Origin of the sequence: Pseudomonas sp. 57B-090624, from assembly GCF_003234055.1 — a bacterium.
In the GTDB taxonomy this organism is placed as follows: Bacteria; Pseudomonadota; Gammaproteobacteria; order Pseudomonadales; family Pseudomonadaceae; genus Metapseudomonas; species Metapseudomonas tohonis.
Genome location: NZ_QKRU01000088.1, coordinates 1 through 25681, shown reverse-complemented (window position 1 = coordinate 25681; position 25681 = coordinate 1). Strand labels below are relative to the sequence as shown.

General features: G+C 64.8%; 23 protein-coding genes and 1 pseudogene. 16 read left to right on the top strand and 8 right to left on the bottom strand.

Annotation, left to right across the window (positions count from 1 at the left end):
* Positions 1-468 precede the first annotated feature (468 nt).
* Genes DMX10_RS28410 through DMX10_RS28400 form a run of 3 tightly spaced genes read left to right on the top strand, consistent with a single transcriptional unit; the run spans position 469 to position 4025 of the window.
* Positions 469-1131, top strand: coding sequence for a paraquat-inducible protein A (locus DMX10_RS28410; RefSeq protein ID WP_111264241.1), 663 nt, complete (start codon positions 469-471; stop codon positions 1129-1131).
* Entirely contained in the window at positions 1118-1741 is a 624-nt protein-coding gene (locus DMX10_RS28405; RefSeq protein ID WP_111264240.1) for a paraquat-inducible protein A, read from the top strand. The genes DMX10_RS28410 and DMX10_RS28405 overlap by 14 nt, the downstream gene beginning before the upstream one ends.
* Positions 1734-4025, top strand: a complete 2292-nt coding sequence (locus DMX10_RS28400; RefSeq protein WP_111264239.1) for a PqiB family protein — start codon at positions 1734-1736, stop codon at positions 4023-4025. The genes DMX10_RS28405 and DMX10_RS28400 overlap by 8 nt, the downstream gene beginning before the upstream one ends.
* A 60-nt stretch (positions 4026-4085) precedes the next feature.
* Here DMX10_RS28400 and mksF read toward each other — a convergent pair whose 3' ends face one another.
* From mksF to DMX10_RS28375, 5 genes are all read right to left on the bottom strand, one after another.
* Entirely contained in the window at positions 4086-6920 is a 2835-nt protein-coding gene (gene mksF, locus DMX10_RS28395; RefSeq protein ID WP_111264238.1) for an Mks condensin complex protein MksF, read from the bottom strand.
* The gene (mksE, locus tag DMX10_RS28390) at positions 6917-7621 is read right to left on the bottom strand and encodes an Mks condensin complex protein MksE (RefSeq protein WP_111264237.1); all 705 of its coding nucleotides are present in this window, start codon (positions 7619-7621) and stop codon (positions 6917-6919) included. The genes mksF and mksE overlap by 4 nt, the downstream gene beginning before the upstream one ends.
* Entirely contained in the window at positions 7611-8858 is a 1248-nt protein-coding gene (gene mksB / locus DMX10_RS28385) for an Mks condensin complex protein MksB (protein ID WP_178083025.1), read from the bottom strand. The genes mksE and mksB overlap by 11 nt, the downstream gene beginning before the upstream one ends.
* A 184-nt stretch (positions 8859-9042) precedes the next feature.
* Positions 9043-9651 (bottom strand): hypothetical protein, encoded by a 609-nt coding sequence (locus DMX10_RS28380; RefSeq protein WP_021220394.1) that lies wholly within the window; start codon positions 9649-9651, stop codon positions 9043-9045.
* Positions 9652-9874: 223 nt separating this feature from the next.
* A complete protein-coding gene (locus DMX10_RS28375) occupies positions 9875-10546 on the bottom strand; it encodes a hypothetical protein (protein WP_111264235.1) in 672 nt (223 codons plus the stop codon).
* 307 nt (positions 10547-10853) lie between these two features.
* On the opposite strand from DMX10_RS28375, the pseudogene DMX10_RS33795 reads away from it, so the two are divergent.
* From DMX10_RS33795 to rimI, 7 genes and pseudogenes are all read left to right on the top strand, one after another.
* A pseudogene (locus DMX10_RS33795) lies at positions 10854-11081 on the top strand (DUF6160 family protein); the annotation flags it as partial.
* A gap of 815 nt (positions 11082-11896) precedes the next feature.
* Positions 11897-12925: a hypothetical protein gene (locus DMX10_RS28365; protein ID WP_111264242.1), complete on the top strand. Its 1029-nt coding sequence runs from the start codon at positions 11897-11899 to the stop codon at positions 12923-12925.
* Entirely contained in the window at positions 12915-13505 is a 591-nt protein-coding gene (locus DMX10_RS28360) for a DUF6160 family protein (protein WP_111264234.1), read from the top strand. The genes DMX10_RS28365 and DMX10_RS28360 overlap by 11 nt, the downstream gene beginning before the upstream one ends.
* A 14-nt stretch (positions 13506-13519) precedes the next feature.
* Positions 13520-15841 carry a DUF6160 family protein gene (locus DMX10_RS28355; RefSeq protein ID WP_111264233.1) on the top strand — a complete coding sequence of 774 codons (2322 nt, stop codon included), beginning with the start codon at positions 13520-13522 and terminating at the stop codon, positions 15839-15841.
* A 157-nt stretch (positions 15842-15998) separates the two neighbouring features.
* Positions 15999-17549: a 2-isopropylmalate synthase gene (locus DMX10_RS28350; protein WP_111264232.1), complete on the top strand. Its 1551-nt coding sequence runs from the start codon at positions 15999-16001 to the stop codon at positions 17547-17549.
* A complete protein-coding gene (locus DMX10_RS28345) occupies positions 17546-18364 on the top strand; it encodes an energy transducer TonB (protein ID WP_111264231.1) in 819 nt (272 codons plus the stop codon). The genes DMX10_RS28350 and DMX10_RS28345 overlap by 4 nt, the downstream gene beginning before the upstream one ends.
* Positions 18361-18813: a ribosomal protein S18-alanine N-acetyltransferase gene (gene rimI, locus DMX10_RS28340; RefSeq protein ID WP_111264230.1), complete on the top strand. Its 453-nt coding sequence runs from the start codon at positions 18361-18363 to the stop codon at positions 18811-18813. The genes DMX10_RS28345 and rimI overlap by 4 nt, the downstream gene beginning before the upstream one ends.
* A gap of 3 nt (positions 18814-18816) precedes the next feature.
* Here the strand turns inward: rimI and DMX10_RS28335 are convergent, their stop codons facing one another.
* Entirely contained in the window at positions 18817-19164 is a 348-nt protein-coding gene (locus DMX10_RS28335; protein ID WP_111264229.1) for a hypothetical protein, read from the bottom strand.
* A gap of 282 nt (positions 19165-19446) precedes the next feature.
* Here DMX10_RS28335 and can point away from each other — a divergent pair, with 282 nt between their 5' ends.
* From can to DMX10_RS28310, 5 genes are all read left to right on the top strand, one after another.
* Positions 19447-20091 (top strand): carbonate dehydratase, encoded by a 645-nt coding sequence (can, locus tag DMX10_RS28330; RefSeq protein ID WP_111264228.1) that lies wholly within the window; start codon positions 19447-19449, stop codon positions 20089-20091.
* Positions 20092-20095: 4 nt separating this feature from the next.
* Entirely contained in the window at positions 20096-21004 is a 909-nt protein-coding gene (locus DMX10_RS28325; protein WP_111264227.1) for a DMT family transporter, read from the top strand.
* A 110-nt stretch (positions 21005-21114) separates the two neighbouring features.
* A complete protein-coding gene (locus DMX10_RS28320; RefSeq protein WP_111264226.1) occupies positions 21115-21948 on the top strand; it encodes a GyrI-like domain-containing protein in 834 nt (277 codons plus the stop codon).
* Positions 21949-22428: 480 nt separating this feature from the next.
* Positions 22429-23823, top strand: coding sequence for an amino acid permease (locus DMX10_RS28315; RefSeq protein WP_111264225.1), 1395 nt, complete (start codon positions 22429-22431; stop codon positions 23821-23823).
* A 132-nt stretch (positions 23824-23955) separates the two neighbouring features.
* Positions 23956-24384 (top strand): hypothetical protein, encoded by a 429-nt coding sequence (locus DMX10_RS28310; RefSeq protein WP_146603073.1) that lies wholly within the window; start codon positions 23956-23958, stop codon positions 24382-24384.
* Between the two features lie 53 nt (positions 24385-24437).
* Here DMX10_RS28310 and DMX10_RS28305 read toward each other — a convergent pair whose 3' ends face one another.
* On the bottom strand, positions 24438-24863 hold the full coding sequence (locus DMX10_RS28305) for a hypothetical protein (protein ID WP_021220411.1): 426 nt from the start codon (positions 24861-24863) through the stop codon (positions 24438-24440).
* 91 nt (positions 24864-24954) lie between these two features.
* Between DMX10_RS28305 and DMX10_RS28300 the strand changes: the two genes are divergently transcribed.
* On the top strand, positions 24955-25311 hold the full coding sequence (locus tag DMX10_RS28300) for a hypothetical protein (protein WP_111264223.1): 357 nt from the start codon (positions 24955-24957) through the stop codon (positions 25309-25311).
* A 56-nt stretch (positions 25312-25367) separates the two neighbouring features.
* Here DMX10_RS28300 and DMX10_RS28295 read toward each other — a convergent pair.
* The coding region (locus DMX10_RS28295) for a transposase (RefSeq protein WP_146602978.1) at positions 25368-25681 on the bottom strand (314 nt) is incomplete at its 5' end.

Here is a 25681-nt window from a genome sequence, read left to right as displayed (position 1 = left end):
AGTGAAACGATGCATCGCCGATGGTAGTGTGGAGTTTCTCCATGTGAGAGTAGGTCATCGTCAAGCACCTATACCAAACCCCCGATCTTCGACAGAAGGTCGGGGGTTTGACTTTGTGCCGCAGAAACGTCAGGCGCGCGGTGTGAGGTGTCTGGGGCGCTGGCTTGGAACAGCGCTTGATCCAGCCAGGTGCAGCGGCACGGCTCGCCGGAGCGGCTGTAGGGTCGACTTCAGTCGCCAAGCAGCCTTAAGGGCTGCCATGCTCATGAGCCTTTGCAGCCCATACCGTTATATCCGCTGACCCGGCGAGTCCCTGGCTGATGTCCGGGCTACAGCAGGGTGACATGCCAGTGGATCACCACTTCCAGCCCGTTTCGAACCTGTTAATGGCAAATCGGGTCACAGTCAGACAGACCCTTTGCGGCTGCGCTCGTCTAGAATAGGCGCGAATTCACATGAGCCCCCTGTATGCCTGACTCGGCCGATCCCCGCCCGTTGTCCGAACGTCCCCTTGAGGAGTTGGTTGCCTGCCCAGAGTGCGACCTGCTGATGCATCGCCAGCCCGTCGAAGAGGAACACAAGGCCTGCTGCCCCCGTTGTGGTTACGAGATCATCGTTCACCGCGCTCACATGGAGCGCCGTGCCCTTGCCCTCGTTCTGACGGCACTTATGCTCTACGTTCCGGCGAACTTCCTGCCGATCATGAAGCTCAACCTGCTCGGCCAGACGACCCAGGACACCATCTGGAGCGGCGTGCTCGGCCTCTATCACAGTGGCATGGATGGCGTAGCTGTCCTGGTCTTCCTCTGCAGCATGGTCATCCCGCTGCTCAAGCTGCTCTGCCAACTGGTCGTGCTGCTGTGCATCCGCTGGCAGGTCATGCAGGGGCTCGGCTTGCACCTCTATCGGCTGTACCACCACATGCGCGAGTGGGGGATGCTCGAGGTCTACCTCATGGGCATCCTCGTCAGCATCGTCAAACTGATCGACATGGCCGACCTGCACCTGGGCATCGGCCTCGCCTGCTTCATCGGCCTGTTGCTGTCCCAGGTCTGGCTGGAAGTAACCATGTCACCGCATCAGGTCTGGGATTCCCTCGACGACGGAGGCCATGCCAGTGAGAGCGCTTGATGCCGGCATCCTCGTCTGCAGCGATTGCCACCAGCTGAACCGCCCCGCTCAGGATGACGATGCCCCCTGCTGCACCCGCTGCGGCTCGCGCCTTCACGAGCGCCGGCCGAACAGCCTGATCCGCACCTGGGCACTGCTGCTCACCGCCACCATCCTCTACGTCCCGGCCAACGTGCTGCCGATCATGACGGTGAATTTCTTCGGCAACGGCTCGCCCTCCACCATCATGGAAGGGGTGATCGAGCTGATCCACGCCGACATGCTGCCCATCGCCCTCGTGGTCTTCACCGCCAGCATCCTCGTGCCCACCTTCAAGCTCGTCGGCATCGCGTTGCTGCTCTATTCCGTACAGCGGCACCAGCCGATGTCGGCCCGCCAGCGCATCCTCATGTACCGCTTCATCGAATGGATCGGCCGCTGGTCCATGCTCGATATCTTCGTCATCGCCATCCTCGTGGCGCTGGTGAACTTCGGCAACCTCGCCAGCATCGAGGCCAATCCCGGAGCGGCCGCCTTCGCCAGTGTCGTGGTCCTGACCATGACCGCCGCAGTAACCTTCGATCCCCGACTGATCTGGGACAACACCGATATGGACGACGAGAATGGCTGACCTGCCAAAGCCCAAGACGAAGAAAACCACCAACTGGTCCGCCATCTGGGTCCTGCCCCTGATCGCCCTGGGCATCGGCCTGTGGCTGGGCTGGAAGTCGATGAACGACGCCGGTATCGACATCAAGATCTACTTCGAGAACGGCGAAGGCATCCAGGTCGGCAAGACCCAGCTCATGTACAAGGGCATCCAGGTCGGCAAGGTCACCGACCTGCACGTCAGCGATGACATCAATGGCGTCGTCGCCACGGTCGAAGTGCTCAAGGAGGCCGAGCCCTACCTGAGCAAGGAAACCCGCTTCTGGCTCGTGCGTCCGCGTGTATCCCTCGCCGGCGTCACCGGCCTGGAGACCCTGGTCTCCGGCATCTACATCGCCATCGACCCGGTGAAGGGCGAGCCCGAGCGCAAGTACCACGCGTTGTCCGAGCCGCCGCCGCTCTCCGACAACCTGCCCGGCCTGCACCTCACCCTCAAGGCCGAGCGCCTCGGCTCCCTGGAGCAGGGCAGCCCCGTCTACTACCGGCAGATCCAGGTCGGCCAGGTGAAGAGCTACCAACTGGCCGAAGACCAGCGCACCGTCGAGATCAAGGTGCACATCGAGCAGCCCTACGCCCAGCTCGTGCGCAAGCACACGCGCTTCTGGAACGCCAGCGGCCTCAACGTCACAGCCGGCCTGTCCGGGGTGAAGATCCGCACCGAATCGCTGCTCAGCATGGCCGCCGGCGGCATCGCCTTCGCCACGCCCGAGAACCGCCAGGACAGCCCGCCCACCGACTCCACCATCCCCTTCCGCCTCTACGACGGCTTCGAGGCGGCCGAGGCGGGCCTCAAGGTCATGCTGCGCATGGAAGACGTCAGCGGCCTCAACCCGGGCAACACCCCGGTGATGTACAACGGCGTCCAGGTCGGCACCCTCAAGAAGCTCGACATGGACAAGAACTTCGCCGGCGCCACCGCCGAGCTGACCATGGAACCGCGCACCGAGGAATTTCTCGTCGAAGGCACCGAGTTCTGGACGGTCAAGCCCTCCATCTCCCTCGCCGGCATCAGCGGTATCGAGGCCCTGGTCAAGGGCAACTACATCGCCGTGCGCTTCGCCAAGAGCGGCACCCCCACCCGCGAGTTCACCGCCCGGCCCAAGGCACCGCCGCTGAACACCGACGCCCCCGGCCTGCACCTGGTGCTCACCAGCGACAAGCTCGGCTCCCTCGATGTCGGCAGCCCCATCCTCTACAAACAGATGCGCGTCGGCAGCGTGCAGAGCTACCAGCTCTCCCGTGACCAACAGCGCGTCGTCGTCGGCGTCCACATCGAGCCGGAGTTCGCCAAGCTGGTCAACGAATCCACCCGCTTCTGGAACGTCAGCGGCGTCAGCATCAAGGGCGGCCTCTCCGGCGTCGAGGTGAAGAGCGAGTCGCTGCAGACCCTCCTGGCCGGCGGCATCGCCTTCAGCACGCCCGACTCCAAGGCCACGCCGGTGACCAAGCCGCGCCGCTTCACCCTCTACGACAGCGAGAACCTCGCCCTCGGCAAAGGCACGGTGGTCGAAATCCGCATGCCCCAGGCCGATGGCCTGCGCGAAGGCACGCCGGTGCGCTTCAAGGGGCTGGATGTCGGCAGCGTCGAACGCATCGCCCTCGCCGATGACCTGGCCGGCGTCGTGGTCAGCGCGCGCATCACCGAAGCCACCGACCGCATTGCCCGCGCCGGCAGCCAATTCTGGGTGGTCAAGCCCGAGCTCGGCCTGGTTCGCACCGCCAACCTCGATACCCTGGTCAGCGGCCAATACCTGGAAGTGCAGCCCGCCTCTGCCAAGGGCCCGATGCAGACCACGTTCACCGTACTCAGCGAACCGCCGTCGGCCATCGCCCGCGAGGAAGGCCTGCGGATCGTCCTCAGCACCGCTCGCCGTGGCTCCATCAAGCCCGGCGTGGTGGTCAGCTACCGCGAAGTGCCGGTAGGCAAGGTGGTGCGTTTCGAACTGGGCAAGACCGCCGACCGCGTCCTCATCCACGTCCTCATCGAGCCGCGCTACGCCTCCCTGGTGCGCAGCGGCACGCGCTTCTGGAACGCCAGCGGCGTGGGCATCGACGCCGGCCTGTTCAAGGGCGTGAAGGTACGTACCGAATCACTGGAAGCGCTGATCGAGGGCGGTATCGCCTTCGCCACGCCGGACAACGACCAGATGGGCGCACCGGCCATCCCCGGGCAGACCTTCGCCCTGCATGACGAACTCAACGAGGAATGGCTGAAGTGGGCGCCGAAGATCGCCATCGAAAAGTGATCCACCCAGCATGAAAAAGGGCCGCATCTGCGGCCCTTTTTCGTTACTGCGGCTTCAACTTTACGCCGGCTCGGCTTCCTCGCTGGCAGCCGGGGTTGGCTGGCTGGCCTGCTCGCGACGCTTGATGAACTTCCAGTCCGCCTCGTCGATGTAGATGCCGTTGGGGCCGCTGCCGCCTTCCAGGTCGATGGCCACGTCGGCCGAAACCTGCGGCTTCACCGACGCCAGGATGGGCGTGAAGCCCAGCTGGGCGCTGGTCTCGATCAGCGCCTGCTGGTTGCGCTCGTCGATGTCCGCTGCCTCGTCCAGGTAGTAGGGCAGGCGAATGCGCCCGGCCTGCTCGCGGTCCATCAGGTGCAGCAGCAGGTACATGTTGGTCAGCGCCTTGATGGTCATGGTGGTGCCGTTGGACGCGGCACCATCGATGTCCGTGTGGATGATCGGCTGGCCATGCACCTTGGTGATCTCGAAGGCCAGCTCGAACAGGTCCTTCAGGCCCAGCTGGTTGCCGTTGGCGGCGACCAGGCGCGCCAGGTACTCCTTGGCTTCCTCGTTCTTCGCGTCCTGCTCGGAGGATTGCGACAGGTCGAACACCGACAGGGTCTCGCCTTCCTCGTACTGGCCGGCGCTGTGGATGATCTGGTCGATATGGCGCAGCGCATCCTTGTTCGGCGCCAGCACGATGCGGAAGCTCTGCAGGTTCGACACCTGGCGCTTGTTGATCTCGCGGTTGAACAGCGCCAGCTGGTGTTCCAGGTTGTCGTAGTCGCTGCGGATGTTGCGCAGGGTACGGGCGATGTCGGTGACCGCCGCGCGGCGTGCCTTGGCCAGGGTCAGGGCCTCGTCCTGGCGGTGCGCGTAGGCGTTGATCAGCAACTGCAGGCGACGCTCGGTGTCGTCCTCGCTGTCGAACTTGGCCACGCCCTTCAGGCGCACCTGGGCGTACAGCGCCTCGATCTGCCCATCGATGCGCTGCAGCGCCTGCCAGGTGTCCTGGTAATCGTTGAGCAGCGGCAGCAGGTTGTCGATGCTGTCGTCCACCGGATCGGTGAAGGGCGTGCCGAAGGGCAGGTCGGCCGGCAGCAGCTGGCGGCGACGCAGTGCGTCTTCCAGGGTGCGCTCCTTGGCTTCCAGGTCGGCGAGCTGGCGGCCCACCAGTTGCAGCTTGGCGGAGAGCTGCTGGACGCGTTCGGTGAACGCGTCGCTGGAGCGTTTCAGCTCGTCCTGCGCCGCTTCGCGCTGGGCCAGCAACTCCAGCTTGCCAGCTTCCTCGGCGGACAGCGTCTGGGTCTTGCGGAAGTCCTCCAGGGCCTTCTGCGCATCCAGCACGGCCTGGTACAGCTGCTCGGCCTGGGCCTTGCTCGCGGCACGGTCGGCGGCGACCGATTGCTGGGTCTTGAGCTGCTTGAGCTCGCGCTCCAGGCGATCCTTCTGGTCGCGCAGGGCGGCGCGGTCGGCCAGGGCCTGCAAGGCCGGCGGCTCGATGTGGGACAGGTCGATATCCAGGCCGGGCACCTGGAAGTGCTCCCCCTTGAAGCGATCGAGGATGGCTTCCAGGGATTTCACCCAGGCGTCCTCATCATCCAGCTGGATGCCTTTCTCACCCAGCGGCAGGCTGAACAGCTGGCCGTTGAACAGACGCATCAGGCGGTCGACATCGGCCTGGGAGAACTCCTCGCGCAGGCGCGAATAGCTGTTGTTGTCGGCGTGATCGAGCTGCTGCTTCACCGACTTCAGGCGTTTCTCCAGGTCACGCAGGCGCTCGTCCAGGTCTTCCGAGGAGAACTGGCGGGATTGCGCCAATGCGCCAGCGAGCTCGTCATGGGCGTCCTTGGCGGCCAGCAGTTGCTGCTCCAGCATCTTGACGTCGTCCACCAGGGCGAAGCGGTTCTTCAGCACCGCCAGCTCGCCGAGCCAGCGCTGGATCTCGCTGATTTCCCGCTCCAGACGCATCAGCTCCTGGGTGCCGCCGCGCTGCTCGTGCTGCAGGCCGTCCTGCTCGTTGCGGTAGTGCTCGGCCTGGATCACCAGTTCCTCGCGGCGCGCACCGGAGTAGTCGTGCCAGGTGCCCAGCAGGTTATCCAGCAGGGGCGAGAGGCGATGCAGCTTGCCGCGCAGGATCTCGCGCTGGGCCACGCCATTGGACAGCGCCTCCACCAGCGGGCCGGCGGCCACCAGCGCCTGGTAGTCCTGCTCCATGCGGCGCACGTCGCGGAAGGCTTCCTCGGTGGCGGCGATGTAGTCGACGCTGCCCGAACGCAGGCTGTGCTCGAAGGCATCGAGGAACAGCTGCTTGAGCTTCGCCGCGGTGATCTCGCGCATGTGCAGCAGGTTGATGAACAGCGAACGGAAGGTCTTCAGGCTCTGCTCGCTGGTGGAGCGCAGCGGGATCAGTGTCAGGTCCAGCGGGATGGACGTGTGACCGCCCACCAGCAGCCGGCGCAGTTCGTCCGGCTTCAGCTCGTAGGCCTTGATGCCTTCGCGCTCGAGGTTGTTGAACAGCTCGCGCTGCCGCAGGCAGGTGCCGTTCTTCTGGTAGTGATCCAGGTCCAGGCTGCCCTGGTAGGCGAAGAACTGGTGGCCGAAGCCGCCGCCCGGGCCGCGGCCGGCAACACCGATCACGTGCGGGCCGTGGGGCAGGGAGACTTCGACCAGGATGTAGCTGGTGTCGGTGGCGAAGTAGAACTTGCGCGACTGCTCCAGGCTGTACTTGCCGAAGCTCATGTCCGACATGCGCGCCAGGATGGGGAACTGCAGCGCGTTGATCGACGCGGATTTCCCCAGGTTGTTGGCGCCGTAGACCGACAGCGGGGTTTCCAGCGGGAACAGGCCCAGGCTGTAGCCGGCGGTGTTCAGCAGGGCGAAGCGGCGGATGCCGTAGCGTTCCTGGCTCATGCGTCCATCTCCTGCGCGGCGCGCTCTTCGGCCATGGCACGGGCCAGGGCGTCTTCTTCGGATTCAGCGGCGGCCGGCTCCTCGACCTCCAGCGAGACGATCGGCTCCTCGCCGTCGTCGTCCATCAGCACCGGTGCCGGCAGGGCTAGGTCACTGCTGTGCAGGTTGGCGGCCAGGTCGCGGTCGTGCTGCACGGCCAGGCACACGTCGAGGAAGCGGTGCATGGGCGGCAGGAAGCGGTACACGCCGTTGCTGTCCTCGGCGAAGCCGAGCTGGGTCAGGCGGCGGATCACCTTCTCCTCCAGCTCTTCATGAGTGGTCACCTCGGCCTGCAGGAACAGGTCGCGGTACTTCTCCAGCAGCGCGGGCAGCTCGTCGCGGCCGATAGAGCCGCCATCGAGCACGGAAAGCGGGTCGCGGCCCTGGTCGGCCAGGTGCTCCACGAGGATGAAGGTGAACAGCGCCAGGCGCTGGGCGGTCTTGTTCACCTGGGCGCCCATCTGCTCGGGCACGAAGTAATAGAAGCCACGCGGGTCGCACACCAGCTCGAAGCCCAGCGCCTTGAACAGGGCGCGGTACTGGTCCTGCATGGTGGACAGCTGGGCGTAGCATTCCGGCTCGCTGCGCGAGAGGTGATAGCCCTTGAACAGCTCGCGGAAGATGGCCGAGAGCTGGGTCATTTCGGTGAGATTAAGATGCATGTTTTTCGCTCTTGATGAGGGCGAAGGAGCTCAGGCTGACCTGATGCTCCGTGGTGAGATAGTCGCGACGTTCCAGGCGGTCACGCTGAAAGCGGCTTTCGCGGGAGAGGCGGGAGAACCAGTACAGCAGCTCGTCGGTGGCGCCTTCGGGCTCCTGCTCCAGCAGCCAGGCCATGAGGTCGGGCAGCGGCAGGGCCTGCTCGCAACGGTCGATCATTTCCCGGGCGGTACGCGGTGCACGCGGCGCTTCGCCACGACGGCCACTGGAGGCCTTGGGGAAGTGCGCCGGCTTCGGCTCGAAGCGTGCCAAGGCGTAGACGTAAGCCTCCACCTGCGAGGCGCTGCCGAGGAAGGTGCTCTGCGGCCGGGTGAACAGCGGCAGTGCCGCCTGGGGCACGGCATCCAGGCCCTTCTTGCGGATCACCGACAGCGCCAGGGCGGCGCCACGGGTCACGGCGTTGTGCCGGCGCGCTTCTTCGCGCAGTGGCAGCAGCAACTCGCGGGCCTTGCGCAGGGTCAGCTGGGCGGTGGTTTGCATCTCCAGGATGCGCGCGTGGGTACGCAGCAGCAGGTCGTCGTCGACCAACTGGCCCAGGCGCTGCTGTTCGCCGAGCAGCTTGAGCAGCACCTGCTCGACGCGGCGCACGCCCTGTTCGAAGGCGCCATCGGCGGAAACCAGCTGGATCATCGGCTCGACGTACTCGTCCCAGGTCGCCAGGACCTCGGCATAACGCTGGCGCAGCGGGATCTGCCGGTCGCTGGTCTTGGCCCGTTCGGCCACGGCCACCAGGGCCTGCTCGTCGTTGTCGAGCTTCTTCAAGACATCGCGCACGCGCATGTCGAGCAGGCGCAGCTGGCGCGCCAGGTCGTTGCCGTCGCGGATCTCGAAGGCTTCCTGGATGTAGCCGGCCAGGCGCTCCAGGTGGCGCAGGTAGGCCTCGATCTCCAGGCACAGGCCGAGGCGGTGCTCACGGCGCAGGTAGGCGAGGAAATCGTGGATCTGGGCGTTCAGCTCGAAGCGGTTGGGGCTCTTCGCCACCGGCACCAGGATGTCCAGGCGGATCCATTGGTCGAGCAACGCGGTGATGTCCGTGGGCGTGCCCTCCGGCAACTGGGCCCCGAGCTGCAGGCGCAATTCGGCCAGGCTCAGCGTGCCGGCGTCGAAGCGCTCGCACAGCGGCTCCAGCAGCGCCCAGTGCTCGGCGAGGGCGCGCAAAACGCGTTTGGGTTCGATCATCGTGGGAGACGGTCCCTGCCTGAGGAAAAAGACGCGATTGTACTGCATGACCGCCGGCTCGACTCAGCCCGAGCTGATCAAAGGACGGCTGGTTCGCATGGCGGCGTGCCGGGTGAAACGGTTGCCCGGCCAGGTGATGCCCGCGAATACTGGAATCCGTTGGGAGCCCGGGGTTGGGGAGGGATCAGCTCTGGCGGAACAGCCCGATCAGGTGATCGGCGATGGCGGCCTTGATGGCATTGACGTTGAGCTGCGAGGTATGGCCCAGGCGCTCGGTGTTGATGCGGTGCAGGTGCAGCGAAGGCATGCGTGCCTCGTATTCGCGCAGGTCGCCCTTCACCAGCACCGGCAGGAAGTGGTCATTCTTCGCCTGGTAGCGCTGGATCAGCAGCTTCAGGCCTTCCTGGAACGGCAGCTCGCGAGAGGCGGCCAGGCGGTGCTCACCGGGGATCTTCAGGTACAGGCCGGAATAACCCATGGTCTCGCCGGGCAGGATGTGGATGCCGGTGGGCTCCACCGCCTCGGGCGGGATTTCATTGAAGGTGTCGTGCCAGGCCTGCTCGTCGGGAAGGATGGTGATGCTGCCATGCTCCTCCTCCGGCACCACGAAGCTGTAGTTGCTGTAGAGCTTCTCGACATAGCCGGAATAGACGCACAGGCGGTTTTCGAAGCGCAGCAGGAAATCGATCGCCTGCTGGCGGTCGGTAATGGCATCCAGGTCCCAGGCGAGGTCGCTCTGGTTCTGCAATTCGTCCCAGTGTGAATCGGAATCGGCTTTGGAGTTGGCGTTCATGGACTCGGTCAATACGGCATCTGATCTGTAACAAGGCAGAAAACATGCCAGGCAATTCAAGGGCTTGGAATGGGGCTGGAGCGTGCTCCAGCTCACATTCGACATTCTAGAGCGGTCGCAATCTGACGAGGATGGTCACTTGTCGGACGGATGCAGGAAATTCTGGAGGCAGGTGCGCATGAGGTGGACTCATGCGCACTTGTGAGGGGGGAGCCTTGACCGCTTAGGGGATTAAGGTCACTGCCACGGTGGAACCATTGGAATAGGTGTTGTTGAAGGATTCGAAGGTGGTGCAGAAAGCGTGCTCATCGACAAAGTACTGGGGGTAATTGGGTGCATTGCTATTCAAAGCAACTGCTTGGTAGTTGTAATGGGTTGTACCGTTTTTCACTGATGAGCCGACTTTGGTAAGAGGAAGGTAAGTGCCAGCGATGTTCACGCCTTGAACGTCCTCGCTGGATGTCATGAATAAATTACAAATCAGGTCTGCTTCGGGTACCGGAGGCGTGTTGAACAGCTTGACGACGCGTGCAAAGGCCAGCGTGCTGACTCCGCTCAGATTTGAGCTAACTGAGCCTATCGCGGGGTCTGGCATGTAGCCTGCCACCACCATGTTGAAGGTGGTGGTATCTGTAGGCTCTTCGTTGTAGGGCGTGTGATTGTTGGTGTCATAGGTGATGGCTTTCCCGACCAGCAGCGTGCCGCTAAGCGATGTTGTAAGGGTATTTTCCCGATGACCAAATAGCCTGGCCTTGGCTTTCGTCTGGAGGGTTGGAGTCAATTCGCCTTTCATGTAGCTGAGCTGCTGCTCAAGCGCAGTTTGGCTATCGGCAGCAGCCATGAAGGGGAGGCCGAAAGCAACCAGGGCCATGGGGAGAATCCGGAATTTCAACATTGCAACGACTCCTTGTTTTATGGAGCCGGCAGTGGACCAGTTGCCCCGCTTCACGCCCAGCTATCCAAAGGCTGGCGGGCAGGAGCCAGCGTCTGCTCGGCGTGTCGACCATCCTGAAGCTAGGGGTGGCATACGAGGTGTGGATTTGGGTAACAACCGCAGCGGCGAGCCGGGGGCGAACTTCAAAAATCCCACCTTTTTCCCGCCTATGGGTCGGGCCCTTATGGCGAACGCTTCCCTATAGTGGCATCACGTAATCGAGCCGCCAGTGCTCGGCCATAACTATAAGAAGTAGAGGGAACTCGCCATGCGCCTGACCCGCAGTCCCGCCAAACGCCTTTTCCTCGTGCTTGCTGCCAGCCTGCTGGCCACCTCGGCCCAGGCCCGCATGGAGGCGCTCGATGATGCGGAGCTTTCCAACGTCACCGGCCAGGCCTTCATCAACCTGACCACCGACGCCAATGCCGGGATCAACTACACCCGCATCAACCTGGGTGTCGATCTTGATACGCAGCTGAATATGAAGAAGCTGCAGCTGGGGCAGTACAACGACAGCGTCACCCGGCCCGGTGAGGTCGCCGGCTCGTCGGACATCCTGATCAACAACTTCGCCCTTGGCACCGTCAATGCCGACAACTCGATCAACCCGTTTCGCATCTCCAATCCCTTCCTCGAACTGGCCTACTCCGGCAACAAGGTGGTGGGTGTGCGCATCGGTTTCGGCGAGGCCAAGGGCGTGTTATCCGGGGATATCCAGAGTCTGACCGGGAACATTCCCGTGCATATCAAGGGGACAGGGCAGGCAATCTACGATAAGTCGAACTTCATACAGCAAAGTGCGCTGTTTCTTGCGGGGGTCTATACGTCCAGCGTCGTAGAGGCGGATGCCAACCTGGTGACTTCGGGGGGGAGCCTCGATCCGGTACGAGGAACGATGGCGGGGATCAAGAACGGTGACGGTCTCAACTGTACATCTGGCTGCGCGGGGGGCTGGACTGACGTGTTGCTTGGGGCTTTTGCTTCGAATAACTGCAGCATTCTCGGTATCCAGACTTGCTTCAATCTGTCTCAGTTCCAGTCGCTGCCGGTGGGTAATACAAGCAACATGACCAATATGGAGGGAGCGGCCAAGGGCTTCTTCATCTCCCTGCAGACCCAGGACGTAGCCTGGCGTGACATGGACAGCAACGCCTTCATGACCGCCCTCAAGGGCGCCTTCATGAACATGCCCAAGTACCGGGACGCCAACGGTAACCTGGTCTCCCCGATCAATATCGACTTCAACCAGGCCTTCAACGGTATTCCCCGGCAGGACACCTGCCTGGGTTCCGCCACCAAGGGGTGCTGATCATGGTCCGCACCTCGATTGCGATCCTGCTGGCCCTGGCGGCTGCGGTCGCCCAGGCCGAGCTCAGGGCGCTGGATGACGAGGAGCTGTCCAGCGTCGACGGCGCCGGCATCGGCTTCGTGCTGGACAAGGTGCTGCTGGATGCCAGCAACGCCACCATCACCCTCAACGACATCAATAACGGCAGCGGGCAGAACGTGCCCATCGCGGTGAAGGAGTTCTACCTCGGCGCCATCGGCAGCAACAACGGCGCCAACCTCAATGCCGTGACCATCGGCCGGCTGGACCACCCCTTCGCCCTCAACCTGGCCCGCGGCGAGACCATGCGCACCCTCAACGATGCCGGCCAGTGGGTGCAAACGACCCCCAACGGCGTCTCGGTGCTGGAGTTCATGTTCCCCGAGCGCCTCACCACGGGGGGCTCGGCCTGCATCAGCGGTTACTCCACCGGCGGCAACACCTGCTCCAGCCGCGCCACGGAGAAGGTCGACCTGGGCATCCGCTTCGACTTCCAGGTCGCCGCCGGGCGCACCGACGTACTCAACCTGGATATCGCCGAGCTGGCCATGGACGGGTCCTACCTGCGTCTCTGGGGCGACAAGGCCAAGAGCCAGATGGTCGGCGAGATGCGCATCAACCTGTTCGCCAAGGGCATCCAGCTGATGTCCTGCGCGGCCGGCAGCACCAACTGCACCACCGCCGAGCAGCAACGGGACCGCACCCTCTTCATGAGCGGCGCCTACGCCACCGTCGCCCTGGGTTACGGCAAGAGCCAGCCGTTGCTGTTCGACGTCAGCAGCAACGGCCAGTTCGTGCTGGAGCTGCAGAACCCCACGGCCTCGGGCACCACCGCCGCCCAGAAGCAGGCGCTGGCGGACGATTTCTACGCCAACGCACCGCGCACCAGCATCATCATCAACAACCTCAAGGCGGGCACCGGCAACTTCAGCACCGGCGGCTACAACTTCGGCTACAACGAGATCGGCGGCCTCAGCATCAACTACCTGAAGGTGACCAGCCATGACCTCTAGACTCCTTTCGCTGGCCCTGCTGCTCGCCGCCGGTTGCGCGCAGGCCGAACTCAAGCCCATGGCCGACGCCGACCTCAGCGCCACCAGCGGGCAGGGCGGGGTCTACCTCTCCGGCGAATTCAGCATCAACAAGGGCGGCGGCGTGCTCTGGAATACGCCGGCTACCAACAACGCCGCGCAATGGACCATCGGCGAGCGCAGCTGCGCCACGGCGGGCTCCAGCACCCCGGAAAGCTGCGGCATGCGCATCGCCATCCGCACCGAGGCAGCGGGCGGCTGGTACGTGCTCGACAACCTCAAGGGCGTGTTCAGCTTCGAAGGCCTGACCCTGCGCACCCGGCTGATCAACGACAGTGCCGCCGGCTTCAACCAGGACGTGATCGAGCTGGGCCTGCCCAACAACGTGCGCTTCAAGGACGGCAGCTTCGCCTTCGCCGTGGCCAACCAGGGCGGCTGGCGCAACAAGGTGGGCACCACCGCCAATGGCGGCGACTCCACCTTCCAGCAGACCAACATCTTCTCGGCGAAGATCGACGGCGACATCCGCATGCAGGGCAGCGTGCTGGTCTTCCCCAAATAACAAGGAGCAGGGCGATGCGTGCAGTTGCGTTGTTCGCGGTACTCCTCAGCCCCCTGGCCCAGGCCATGCAGGCGCTGGATGACACGGCGCTGTCCGACGTCACCGGGCAGGACGGCATCAGCCTGGAAACCACCAGCGCCGGCTGGTCGGCCAGCAACATCAGCTACAGCGAGGACGGCCAGAGCCTCAACCTGCGTGGCGTCAGCAACCAGCCGCGCAGTGGCTCCAGCATCACTTCCACTACCAAGGTGGACGTGGTCAACCAGCGCCTACAGATCGAGCACGCCAGCAGCGCCCAGGCGCTCAGCGTCACCAACATCGAAATGGGCGGCAGCACCAAGAGCTTCGGTTCCCTGCGCGCCTTCTACACCCTGGGTGCGACGCTGAAGATCAAGGGCGGCGGCGCCAGCGGCGTGACCGGCATCTCGGTGGACGACAGCCGCCTCTCGCTCTCCGATGTCACCTTCTATTACCGCGACAACGGCTTCGACCTGATCGTCAAAGGCATGAGCCTCGACGCCTACCTGAACAACGCCTACATCGACATCGTCAGCGGCGGAGATGGCCAGGCAGTACGCCTCGACCTGGGCAACTCGCGCTTCGTCGCCGCCATCAATGGCATCGGCCTCGACCTGGCCCATGGCGACCCCACTGCATTGCCGGTGACACCCGATGCACCGGACCTGCGCGACCCCAATGCCAGCAAGAGCTTCGGCAAGCTCAACATGGACCTGCGCCTGGGCGGCAGCGTCAGCATCTCCAGCGGTGGCGCCAGTGGCTCGGGCCTGCGCATCCGCCCGGACGTGAACATCGTCAACAGCCTGTTCCAGTACCAGGACGAAGGCATCCTGCGTGCCGAGAACTTCTCCGGCACCCTGCGCAGCCTCGCCGGCCTGACCCTCGACCTGGTGCAGGATGGCAATGGCAGCTTCGTCCAGGTCGCCTTCGCCGACCTCAAGCTCAACGCCACCCTGGGCGGGCTGATCATCGGCAACCCCACCAACCAGAAACTCGGCAGCCTGGGCATCGACCTCAACTTCGTCGACGACGGCGCGAAGAAGAACATCTTCAAGCTGCGCCCTGGCGGCGATCCCAACTCGGGCCTCAAGGGCATCACCGCCGATGTCAGCTGGAACATGGCTAACAGCTCGGTCTCGCTCACCGATAACGGCAACAGCATGTGGTTCAGCGGGCTGCGTACCAACGGCACCGGGCAGGTCACCCTGGACATCACCAAGAGCTGCGCGGCTGGCGCCTCCACCTCGTGCTACGCCGGCACCCAGAGCGACATGAGCAAGGGCAGCTACAACGGCCACTTCGACGGCCTGCGCCTGGGCCTGAACAACGTCAAGGGCAGCTACAGCTTCGATGGCCTGCGTGTGGGCAGCGCCACCGCGCCGCTGCAGGGCGGCACCGAACTGCTGGTGCTGATGGAAATCTTCCCCGCCTACGACTTCACCCTCAATGGCCAGCTCACCCTGCAACCGGGTGGCAGCAGCGGCTCGGGCATCAGCTACAACGCCGATTTCTTCATCACCGACGCCCGCGCCGCCATCACCGTGGACGAGACCGGCAAGGGCTTGTGGCTCTCCGGCACCCGCTACGACATGCACTTCCGCGACGGCTCGGTGGATGTCAGTAACAACGGCGTCGAGCTGCGCAAGGGCACCTACTGGTCCAACCTCGATGTCGCCGACCTGCGCTGGGGCGACCGCGCCACCGGCACCAGCCTCGGCCGCCTGGTGCTCAAGCGCTACGAACAGGGCTCCACCCTGGCGCTCAGCTCCGGCGGTGCCGGCGCACTCTGCGTCGGCGGCAGCGGCTCCACCGCCGGTGCCTGCTCCGCCAGCGGTGGCCGTTGGGAAGACCGTGGTAACGAGGGCGTCTCGGTCAAGCTGAAGAACGTCTATGTGCGTGACGCCACCATCGACAGTTCGGTCAATGGGGTCGCCACCGACGAGAAGCGCAACCAGGTGATCCTCGAGACCGATCGCGTCAACGGCGTGAACGGCACCGGCAGCCAACTGGTTGTGGATAACTTCTACACCTCCGACGGCAACCCCAAGGACCCCAACGCCAATACCTACGGCCTCAACGCCGACCTCAACCTCGACGTCGCGCCGACCAAGGTCTGCACCAAGAACGGCAGCACCTGCACCGCCGTCACCCCCGACCCGCTGGGCTTCGCGGTCAACGGGCGCATCCATTTCAAGGAAGTGGACATCGACCGCATCCAGCACGTGCACCCCACCGGCGGCGCCGTCACCTCCATGTACGGGGTGAAGCTGCAGAACGCCGATATCCGCGCCAACCTCACCGCCACGCCGATCAACTGAGCCGCCCACCCGGCGGCGCCTTCCGTGCGCCGCCCGTGCCTTCCCGCCTCGCGCGTTTCGCGCCACAATTCGTCATCCGTCGTCGCGGCCACAAGCCGCGGCGTCTTTAGCCAGCGCCCCGGCCGCATCCCCGGTGGGGACATGAGGAGTGACCACAATGAACAATAACGATCGCGTCATCATTTTCGACACCACCCTGCGCGACGGCGAGCAGAGCCCCGGCGCCTCCATGACCCGGGAAGAGAAACTGCGCATCGCCAAGGCCCTGGAGCGGCTGCGCGTCGACGTGATCGAGGCGGGCTTCGCCATCGCCAGCCCGGGGGACTTCGAAGCGGTCAAGGCCATCGCCGACAGCATCAAGGACAGCACCGTGTGCAGCCTGGCCCGTGCGGTCGAGGCCGACATCGAGCGCGCCGCCGAAGCCCTCAAGGGCGCCAACTCCGGGCGTATCCACACCTTCATCGCCACCAGCCCCATCCACATGCAGTACAAGCTGCGCATGCAGCCGGACCAGGTGGTGGAGCAGGCCGTGCGCGCCGTGCGCCACGCGCGCAACCTGTGCGCGGACGTCGAGTTCTCCTGCGAGGACGCCGGGCGTTCGGAAATCGATTTCCTCTGCCGCATCATCGAGGCCGCCATCGACGCCGGCGCCCGCACCATCAACATCCCCGACACCGTCGGCTACGCCATCCCGCACCAGTACGCCGAGACCATCCGCCAACTGCTGCAGCGCATCCCCAATGCCGACAAGGCGGTGTTCTCCGTGCACTGCCACAACGACCTGGGGCTGGCCGTGGCCAACTCCCTGGCGGCGGTGGCGGTGGGCGCGCGCCAGGTGGAATGCACCATCAACGGCCTGGGCGAGCGCGCCGGCAACGCCGCGCTGGAAGAGATCGTCATGGCGATCAAGACCCGGGCCGACATCCTCGGCGTGCACACCACCATCGACACGCCGCACATCCTCGCCACCTCGCGCATGGTTTCCGGCATCACCGGCTTCCCGGTGCAGCCGAACAAGGCCATCGTCGGCGCCAACGCCTTCGCCCACGAGTCGGGCATCCACCAGGACGGCGTGCTCAAGCACCGCGAGACCTACGAGATCATGTCCGCGCAGTCGGTGGGCTGGCACACCAACAAGCTGTCCCTCGGCAAGCTCTCCGGGCGCAATGCCTTCCGCACCCGCCTGGAGGAGCTGGGCATCCAGCTGCCCGGCGAGGCCGAGCTGAACGCCGCCTTCGCCCGCTTCAAGGTGCTGGCCGACAAGAAGCACGAGATCTTCGACGAAGACCTCCAGGCCATCGTCTCCGACAGCCTGGGCGAAGAGGCTCCCGAGCACTTCCGCCTGGTCCACCTCGACGTCACCTCGCGCACCGGCGAGGTGCCCCATGCCAGGCTGGTGCTGAACATCGATGGCGCCGAGCGCGAGGCCAGCGCCCAGGGTTCCGGCCCGGTGGATGCCACCTTCAAGGCCATCGAAAGCCTCGCCGCCTCGGCCGCCAACCTGCAGCTGTATTCGGTCAACGCCATCACCCAGGGCACCGATTCCCAGGGCGAGGTGACGGTGCGCCTGGAAAAAGCCGGACGAATCGTCAACGGCAACGGTGCCGATACCGATATAGTTGTCGCCTCCGCCAAGGCCTATCTCAACGCGCTGAACCTCATGCAGGCCGGCGTACGCAAAGCCCATCCACAGGTAGCTGACGTTTGATCCAAGAGCTCCGTCGCCGCGCTTATCTCGATGCCATGCAGGTAGCCACCTGGCTGCCGCGCACGGTATTGCCCTTCGCCGCGCCTTCGCGCCCCGAGCTGCTGGTGCAGCCCGAGGCCGCGCCGAAACCCGAACCGACGCGGGTGCCCACTCCCGCCGCTGCCGCGACCCAGGCCACTCCGGCCGCAGCCGAGGCACCGGTGCAGGCACCCACGCGGCCGAAGATCGAGGTACCGCGCCCCGGCACCACGCCGCGCGTAGCGGTGAACCCCGAGCCGACGGCGGAGCCCGCCAATGATGCAGCTCCGGAGCCGGTGAAAGCCGCTCCGGTGGCGCCGCCGCGTTTCTCCCTGCAACTGCTGCGAGCCGGCAGCTGCCTGCTGCTGGTCGAGTTGCCCACTGGCGAAGGCTTCCAGAGTCGCGACCCGGCCTACCTGCTGCTCAAGGACCTGTTGCGCGCCGCCGGCCTGCCGGATGCGCCGCAGCTCATCGGCGAGCCGGTGCGCTGGCCGTTGCTGGTGCGCGGCAACATGGACCAGGGGCCCGACGCCGCCCGTGATTTCCTCCAGGGCTTCGTCGCCGCGCGTATGGAAGAGGGCGCCGGTTGCTCCTGCCTGTGGCTGGTGGGGTTGCCGGCGATCCGTTTCGCCGGGGAAGCCGACGCCGATGCCTACGGGCGCGAACTCCAGGTCGAAGGCCTGGGCGCCGCCTGGGCGGTGCCCGGGCTGGAGCTGCTGATGGATGAACCGCAACGCAAGGCCGAGCTGTGGCAGGCCATGCGCCGGGTGACGCGACGCTGGAAGTCCGCTGAATGACCGATGCCGTTTCCTTCCGCCGGATGACCGAGGCGGACCTCGATGCCGTGCTCAAGATCGAATACGCCGCCTTCAGCCATCCCTGGACGCGCGGCATCTTCGCCGATGGCCTGAAATCCTACGATTGCTGGATCATGTTCGAAGGCACCCAGCAGGTCGGCCACGGGGTGATCAACGTGATCATCGACGAAGCGCACCTGCTCAACATCACCGTCAAGCCCGAGAACCAGGGCCGTGGCCTCGGCCTGCGCCTGCTGGAGCACCTCATGCAGCGCGCGCGGGAGCTCAAGGCCGGCGAGTGCTTCCTCGAAGTGCGCGCCAGCAACGAGTCGGCCTACCGGCTTTACGAGCGCTACGGTTTCAACGAGATCGGCCGACGCCGGGGCTACTACCCGGCGGTCGCCGGGCGTGAAGATGCCCTGGTGATGGCCTGCACCCTGCTGGACTAGCGGCTAGCGGGCACGCCGGGCATAGCGCGGCTGCTCTTGCTCGCGTGGCGCTTCTTCATCCTCGTCGGTGACGCTGAGGTCGAAATCCCGCGACAGCGTCCCGCGGGGGCCGGGCTTGCCCAGCGGCTCGTCGGTCTCGTCTTCCAGCAAGTCCTCCGGCGAGAGGTCGAAATCCTTCGGTGGGTGCGGCGTGCCGCCCCGTGTCAGGCCGGCTTCGTGCAGCTGGCGGGGCGGGAACTCCTCCACCAGAGCATCGCCGGAAGGCGCCTCCGTCAGTGATTTCTCCGGGGCCTTGGGGTCGTGCTCCTCGTCCGTCGCGGGGTTGTTGCGGGTCGGGTCTGGCTGGCTCATGGCGGGGCCTCCACGCTGTGGCTATGAAAAGTGGACGGCCAGCACACGGAAAGATTCCCCCGAATTGCCCCGATCCGTCGCCCGGTCCGGCATTCACGGCCAGGTTCCGATTTCTGGCACCTGATGCGCTCGCCGGGGAGAAGGGCCACCCTGCAGCCTGTGGGCCAGGCGGTGCTGGGCCCTGGCGCTGGGCTGATCCCCTGTGACGGTGCGCGGCGTGCGCTTGTCAAAGCCCTGCACCCTCCGTAAGGTGCGCCGGCCACGAGAATGAGGAATAGACCGATGAGCGACCTGCAGCAGCTGTTCGACAACAACGCCCGCTGGGCCGAGAACATCAAGGAGCGCGACCCTCAGTTCTTCGAGAAGCTGGCCAAGCAGCAGGTGCCCGAGTACCTGTGGATCGGCTGCTCCGACGCCCGCGTGCCGGCCAACGAGATCGTCGGCATGTTGCCGGGCGACCTCTTCGTCCATCGCAACGTCGCCAACGTGGTGCTGCACACCGACCTCAACTGCCTGTCGGTGGTCCAGTACGCGGTGGATGTCCTCAAGGTGAAGCACATCCTCGTCACCGGCCACTACGGCTGCGGTGGCGTGCGCGCGGCCATGCAGGACGTGCAGTTCGGCCTGATCGACGGCTGGCTGCGCACCATCCGCGACCTCTACTACGACCAGCGCGAGCACCTGGCGCAGTTCACCAGCGAGGAAGAGCGCGTGGACCGCATGTGCGAGCTCAACGTCATGCAGCAGGTGGCCAACGTCAGCCACACCACCATCGTCCAGAACGCCTGGCACCGTGGGCAGGAGCTGTCCGTGCACGGCTGCATCTACGGCATCAAGGACGGCCGCTGGAAGAACCTCAACGTCACCGTCAGCGGCATCGAGCAACTGCCGCCGCAATACCGCCTGCGCCCCCTCGGCGAGTCCTGAGGCCATGAGCGACACACGGGCCCCGGCACTGGCCTGGGCCGGGCTGCTGCTGGCCAGCGCCTGCTGGGCCGGCAACGCCCTGGTGGCGCGGGCCTTCCATGACGACATTCCGCCCATCGCCCTGACCTTCTGGCGCTGGAGCCTGGCCCTGGCCATCCTCCTGCCCTTCGTCGCCCGCCCGCTTTGGCAGCACCGCGCCGCCGTGCGTCGCGCCGGCTGGCGCCTGGTGCTGGTGGCGGCGCTGGGCATCAGCACCTACAGCGTGCTGCTCTACTGCGCCGCGCGCACCACGGTGGCGATCAACCTCACCTTGCTCAACACCTGCCTGCCGCTGGCCACCTTCATCGGCGCCGGCCTGTTGCTGGGCGAGTGGCCCACGCGCCGCGCCTGGCTGGGCATGGCAGTGGCCATCCTCGGGCTGCTGGTGCTGATCGGCCGTGGCAGCCTGGCCCCGCTGGCCAGCCTGAGCTTCAACCCGGGCGACCTGATCATGCTGCTGGCGGTGCTCGACTGGGCGCTCTACACCTTGCTGCAACGGCGCTGGGCGGCCTGGTTCCAGGGCATTCCGCCGCTGGCCTTCCTCGGTGCGCTGATGCTTTGCGGCGTGCCGCTGCTGCTGCCGTTCTACCTGCTGGAGCTGGCCAGTGGCGCCCATTTCGAGCCGAGCCTGCGCAACCTGGCCGCCATCGGCTACACAGGTACCTTCGCCTCGTTGATCGCCTACCTGCTGTGGAACCACGGCATCGCCGTGCTCGGCGTGGCCAAGGCCTCGCTGACCAACTACCTGATGCCCGTGTTCACCGCGATCCTCGGCTTCCTCATCCTCGGCGAAGCCCTGCAGGGCTATCACTGGGTGGGCGGCGGCATGATCTTCGCCGGCCTCCTGCTGGGCACGCGCCCACGCGCCAAATAGGCACCCCGGCGGGGCCAGGCTGAGCGTGCACAGGTGGCTTCAGCCCTGGCCCATAAAAAGCGCAAAATCTGCAAAATCGCCGTCGCTACAGTGCGTTCCGAGGAGACCGCATGAAGCCCGAGACCCTGAACCACTATGGCCAGCGCCTGGAACCCGTCCTGCACTGGCTGGCCCGCAACCCGGACGCCGACCCGGACCTGTACCGTCTGGCGGACCTGGCGTGCCTTTCGCCGTACCACTTCCACCGGGTGTACCGCGCCTTGATGGGGGAGACGGTGAACGCCACGGTGCAGCGCATCCGCATGCACCGTGCGGCGGTGGCACTGGGCAACCCCGAGGCTTCCCTGCGTGATGTGGCGCTGCGTGCCGGCTATGAGTCGGACGCGGCGTTCAACCGGGCATTCGGCACCGCCTTCGGCATCCCGCCGGGGCGCTATCGCGCAGCCCGCTCCCGCCCCTTCGACCCCAAGGAGCTCGGCATGTACCCCATCAAGATCGAAACCCTACCCGGCGTGACGCTGGCAGCCCTGGCCCATCGCGGCAGCTACCAGGAAATCGGCCCGCAGTTCGCCCGCGTCTTCATGCTCGCCGCCACCCGCGGTATCGCCCGGCCCGAGTCGGTCGGCTACGGCATTTACTTGGACGACCCCGCCCAGGTGCCCGAACACGAGCTGCGCTCGATGGCCGGCGTCCCGGTGGCCCCCGATGCCGAGCTGGGCGACGAGTTGCTGCGCTTCGAAATCCCCGCCGGTCGCTGCGCCGTGCTGACCTACACCGGCCCATACAACGAGATGGACAAGCCCTACAGCTGGATGTTTTCGCAATGGCTGCCAACCAGCGGCCATGAGCCGGCGAACTTCCCCATGTTCGAGATGTACATGAACGACCCCCGCACCACCCCGCCCGCGCAGCTGCAGACCTGCATCTGCATGCTGCTCAAATAGGCCGACGGGATCCGGCGGGGCAGGGAAGCGCCTTCGCCGGACCCTGTGTCACGGACCCGTAGGATGGGTAGAGCTCTGCGAAACCCATCGAGCCCAGCACCAGACAGCCATGGGCTTATGTTTCCTGGCGAAACGGTCAGGAACCTGTAGCGTCGACTTCTTTCGCTCCAAGAACCGCCGTACCAGAACGACTCCGCCTGTCAGAAGGTCGCATCGAAGTTATTTCTCGCGCCCTGTATAGTTCGCGCGGCAGATTCAGCTGTTTTAACCCGGAAGCCGATTGTCGCATTGCCCCCTCGGTGCCCCCTCTATACAACAGCCAACCGTCCGTATCCGGCCGACAAAGCTTGCCTTGTCTTTGCTGCCGAACGGGCGACTTCTGCTTTCCGCTCCCGCGACCCGGGTAGCGGGAACAACAGTCAGCCCTGCCGGGTTACCCCTCGGCGGGTGCCAGCCCTTTTACAAAAATAAGAGGTTCACATGTCCAGCAGCGAACATGAACTGCAACGCGGCCTGGGTGAGCGGCACATCCGCCTCATGGCCCTCGGCGCCTGCATCGGCGTCGGCCTGTTCCTTGGCTCCGCCAAGGCCATCCAGATGGCCGGCCCCGCCATCATGCTCTCCTACATCATCGGTGGCCTCGCCATCCTGGTGATCATGCGCGCCCTCGGCGAGATGGCCGTGCACAACCCCGTGGCCGGCTCCTTCAGCCGCTACGCCCAGGACTACCTCGGCCCGCTGGCCGGCTTCCTCACCGGCTGGAACTACTGGTTCCTCTGGCTGGTGACCTGCGTCGCCGAGATCACCGCCGTCGCCATCTACATGCAGATCTGGTTCCCCGACGTGGACCGCTGGGTCTGGGCCCTGCTGGCCCTGGCGAGCATGGGCACCATCAACCTGATCACCGTGCGCGCCTTCGGCGAGTTCGAGTTCTGGTTCGCCCTGATCAAGATCGTCACCATCATCGCCATGGTCGTGGCTGGCGCCGGGATGATTGTCTTCGGCATCGGCAATGGCGGCATCGCCACCGGTATCAGCAACCTGTGGAGCCATGGCGGCTTCATGCCCAACGGTATCCAGGGCGTGCTCATGTCCCTGCAGATGGTGATGTTCGCCTACCTGGGTGTGGAGATGATCGGCCTCACCGCCGGCGAAGCGCGCAACCCGCAGAAGACCATCCCCAACGCCATCAACTCGGTGTTCTGGCGCATCCTGCTGTTCTACGTCGGCGCGCTGTTCGTGATCATGTCCATCTACCCGTGGAACGAGATCGGCACCCAGGGCAGCCCCTTCGTCATGACCTTCGAACGCCTCGGCATCAAGACCGCCGCCGGCATCATCAACTTCGTGGTCATCACTGCGGCGCTGAGCTCCTGCAACGGCGGCATCTTCAGCACCGGGCGCATGCTCTACAGCCTCGCCCAACACGGCCAGGCGCCCAAGCCCTTCGCCCGTACCTCGCGTAACGGCGTACCGCGCAATGCGCTGCTGCTGTCCATCTTCGCCCTGCTGCTCGGCGTGCTGCTGAACTACCTGGTGCCGGAGAAGGTGTTCGTCTGGGTCACCTCCATCGCCACCTTCGGCGCCATCTGGACCTGGGCCATGATCCTGCTCGCACAGATGAAGTTCCGCCGCAGCCTGAGCCCGGCCGAACAGGGCAAGCTGCAGTTCAAGATGTGGCTGTTCCCGCTCAGCTCCTACCTCGCCCTGGCCTTCCTGGTGCTGGTGGTGGTGCTGATGGCCTTCTTCGAGGAAACCCGCATCGCCCTGTACATCGGCCCGGCATTCCTCGTGCTGCTGACCGTGCTGTACAAGGTGCTCAACCTCAAGGCCAAGGTCGAAGCGGACAGTGCGGTAGGCGATCTGGCTTCCTGACCGCCGCGCTGATGCACCCAAACACCCCGACTGGTTCGGGGTGTTTTCATTTGGGCAGGCGCGAACGCCTTGGCGGTTCACCTCCCGCTCACGGCATACAATGCGCACCTTATCCACAGGACGGATCACTTCGTGGGCAATGGATTCCGCACCGCCAGCCGCGCACTGGCGACCAGCCTGCTCTTCATCATCGGCACCCTGCTCCAGGGCCTCTGGGCGCTCGCGCCCTTCGCCAGCAACCCGCCCTCGGACATGGGGCGCTACTCGCTGGCCGAGGAGCTGCTGGTGCATGCGCTGCTGCTTATCCCGCTCCTGCTGCTCGCCCGCTGGCTCGGCAAGCGCATCACTCACCGCCTGCTCAGAGTGGCCTTGGCCACCTTGCTGGCGATGCTTGCGTGGTACCTGGTGGACATCAGCATCTTCGACAACCGGGTGGCGAGCTGGAGCACCTACACGAGCCTGGAGAGGGCGATCGAGGTGCTGGGGTATGCGGTGTTGCCGGTGATGGTGGTGGGGGCGGGGTTTGGGACGGCTCTAGCGCTATCGAGACTGGGAAAGTGAATTGCTAATGGTTCCCGGAGGGCTCGCTTTAGCCTTCCGGGAACATGAGGCCACTAGAGTTCAGTGGTGCATGGCTTCCCGTAGTTCCAGGTCACCTTGTTCCCGTCCTTGGCCACGAAGGTGAACACTCGTTCCGAGGCACCTTCATAAGCGTTTTCGAATGGAATCACGACCTTGTCTTTCGAGACTTTGGGCTTTACGAACTGCCTTGTGACCGGATCACCCCCCACGTACCTCGTCCACAGCATCTCGTCTTCGCCATAGAGATCTATGTAGTCGTATGAGCCATCGGCCTCGACACATTTGAAGAGGACGGAGTTGCCTTTCTTATAGGCGCTGTCCACGTATGACTTCATATCAAAGTCGTCCGCGTGAGCGGTGGTTACCAGGAGCGCGAGTGCCAGCGTAGTTTTCTTCAAGATGCTTCCTTTCAGGTGGTTGTCGCTTCGGGCAAGCATGACAGGCTGCTTTGTGCTCATGCCAGTGGATCTCTTTCAGGCACCCGACACGGCCCCGACGACGCTAAGATCGCGCCCCTTGCTTGGACGCTTTCCGTACAGGATGTACCCCATGATCGACCTGCTGTTCTGGCCACTGCTCGTCACCCTGTTGTTCGCGCCGCCCTGGTTGCTCTGGAGGCGTGCCGAGCGGCTGGGCTGGTTGAGCCGCTACGCGCTGGCCTTGCTCCCGGTGGGCGTTACCTGGCTGGGATGGCAATGGGGCATCTGGGCCTTTGAGCACTTCGACTGCCAAGGCAACACCAAGGGGCTGCACGACTGCCTGTCGAACGGGCAGGACATGACCGCCTGGGTTGGGCGAGCGCTATTCCTGAGCGTACCGATGATGTTCATCGGCCTGCCGCTTTCGGGCTGGTTCCTGATCGACACGCTGGTGCGCCACCTCGGCCATCTCACCAGTCGCGAATGAACACGCCCCCACGCCCCGGCACATCATCACCCGGGGCGTAGATACCGTCTTGATTCCTAGTGAGCAAGGGCCAGTTTTGCGTCAAATGGCTGGCCCGATTTCAAGACGCCATAGGCGATGTTCAGCAACTTGCGCATCGCTGCGCAGACGATCTGCTTGCCAGTCTTGCCCTTCGCCCTTAACCGTTCGCCCATGGCTCTGATCGCCTCGTTGTACGTCAGGGCACTGATCGCGGGCATGAATAGGCCGGCCCGCAGGCGCGATGAGCCCGTCTTGGAGATGCGCGTCTGCCCTCGGTAACTCCCGGATTCCTGCAGCCGCGGATTGAGTCCGGCAAAGGCGGTGACGGCACGGCTGCTGGCAAAGCGCA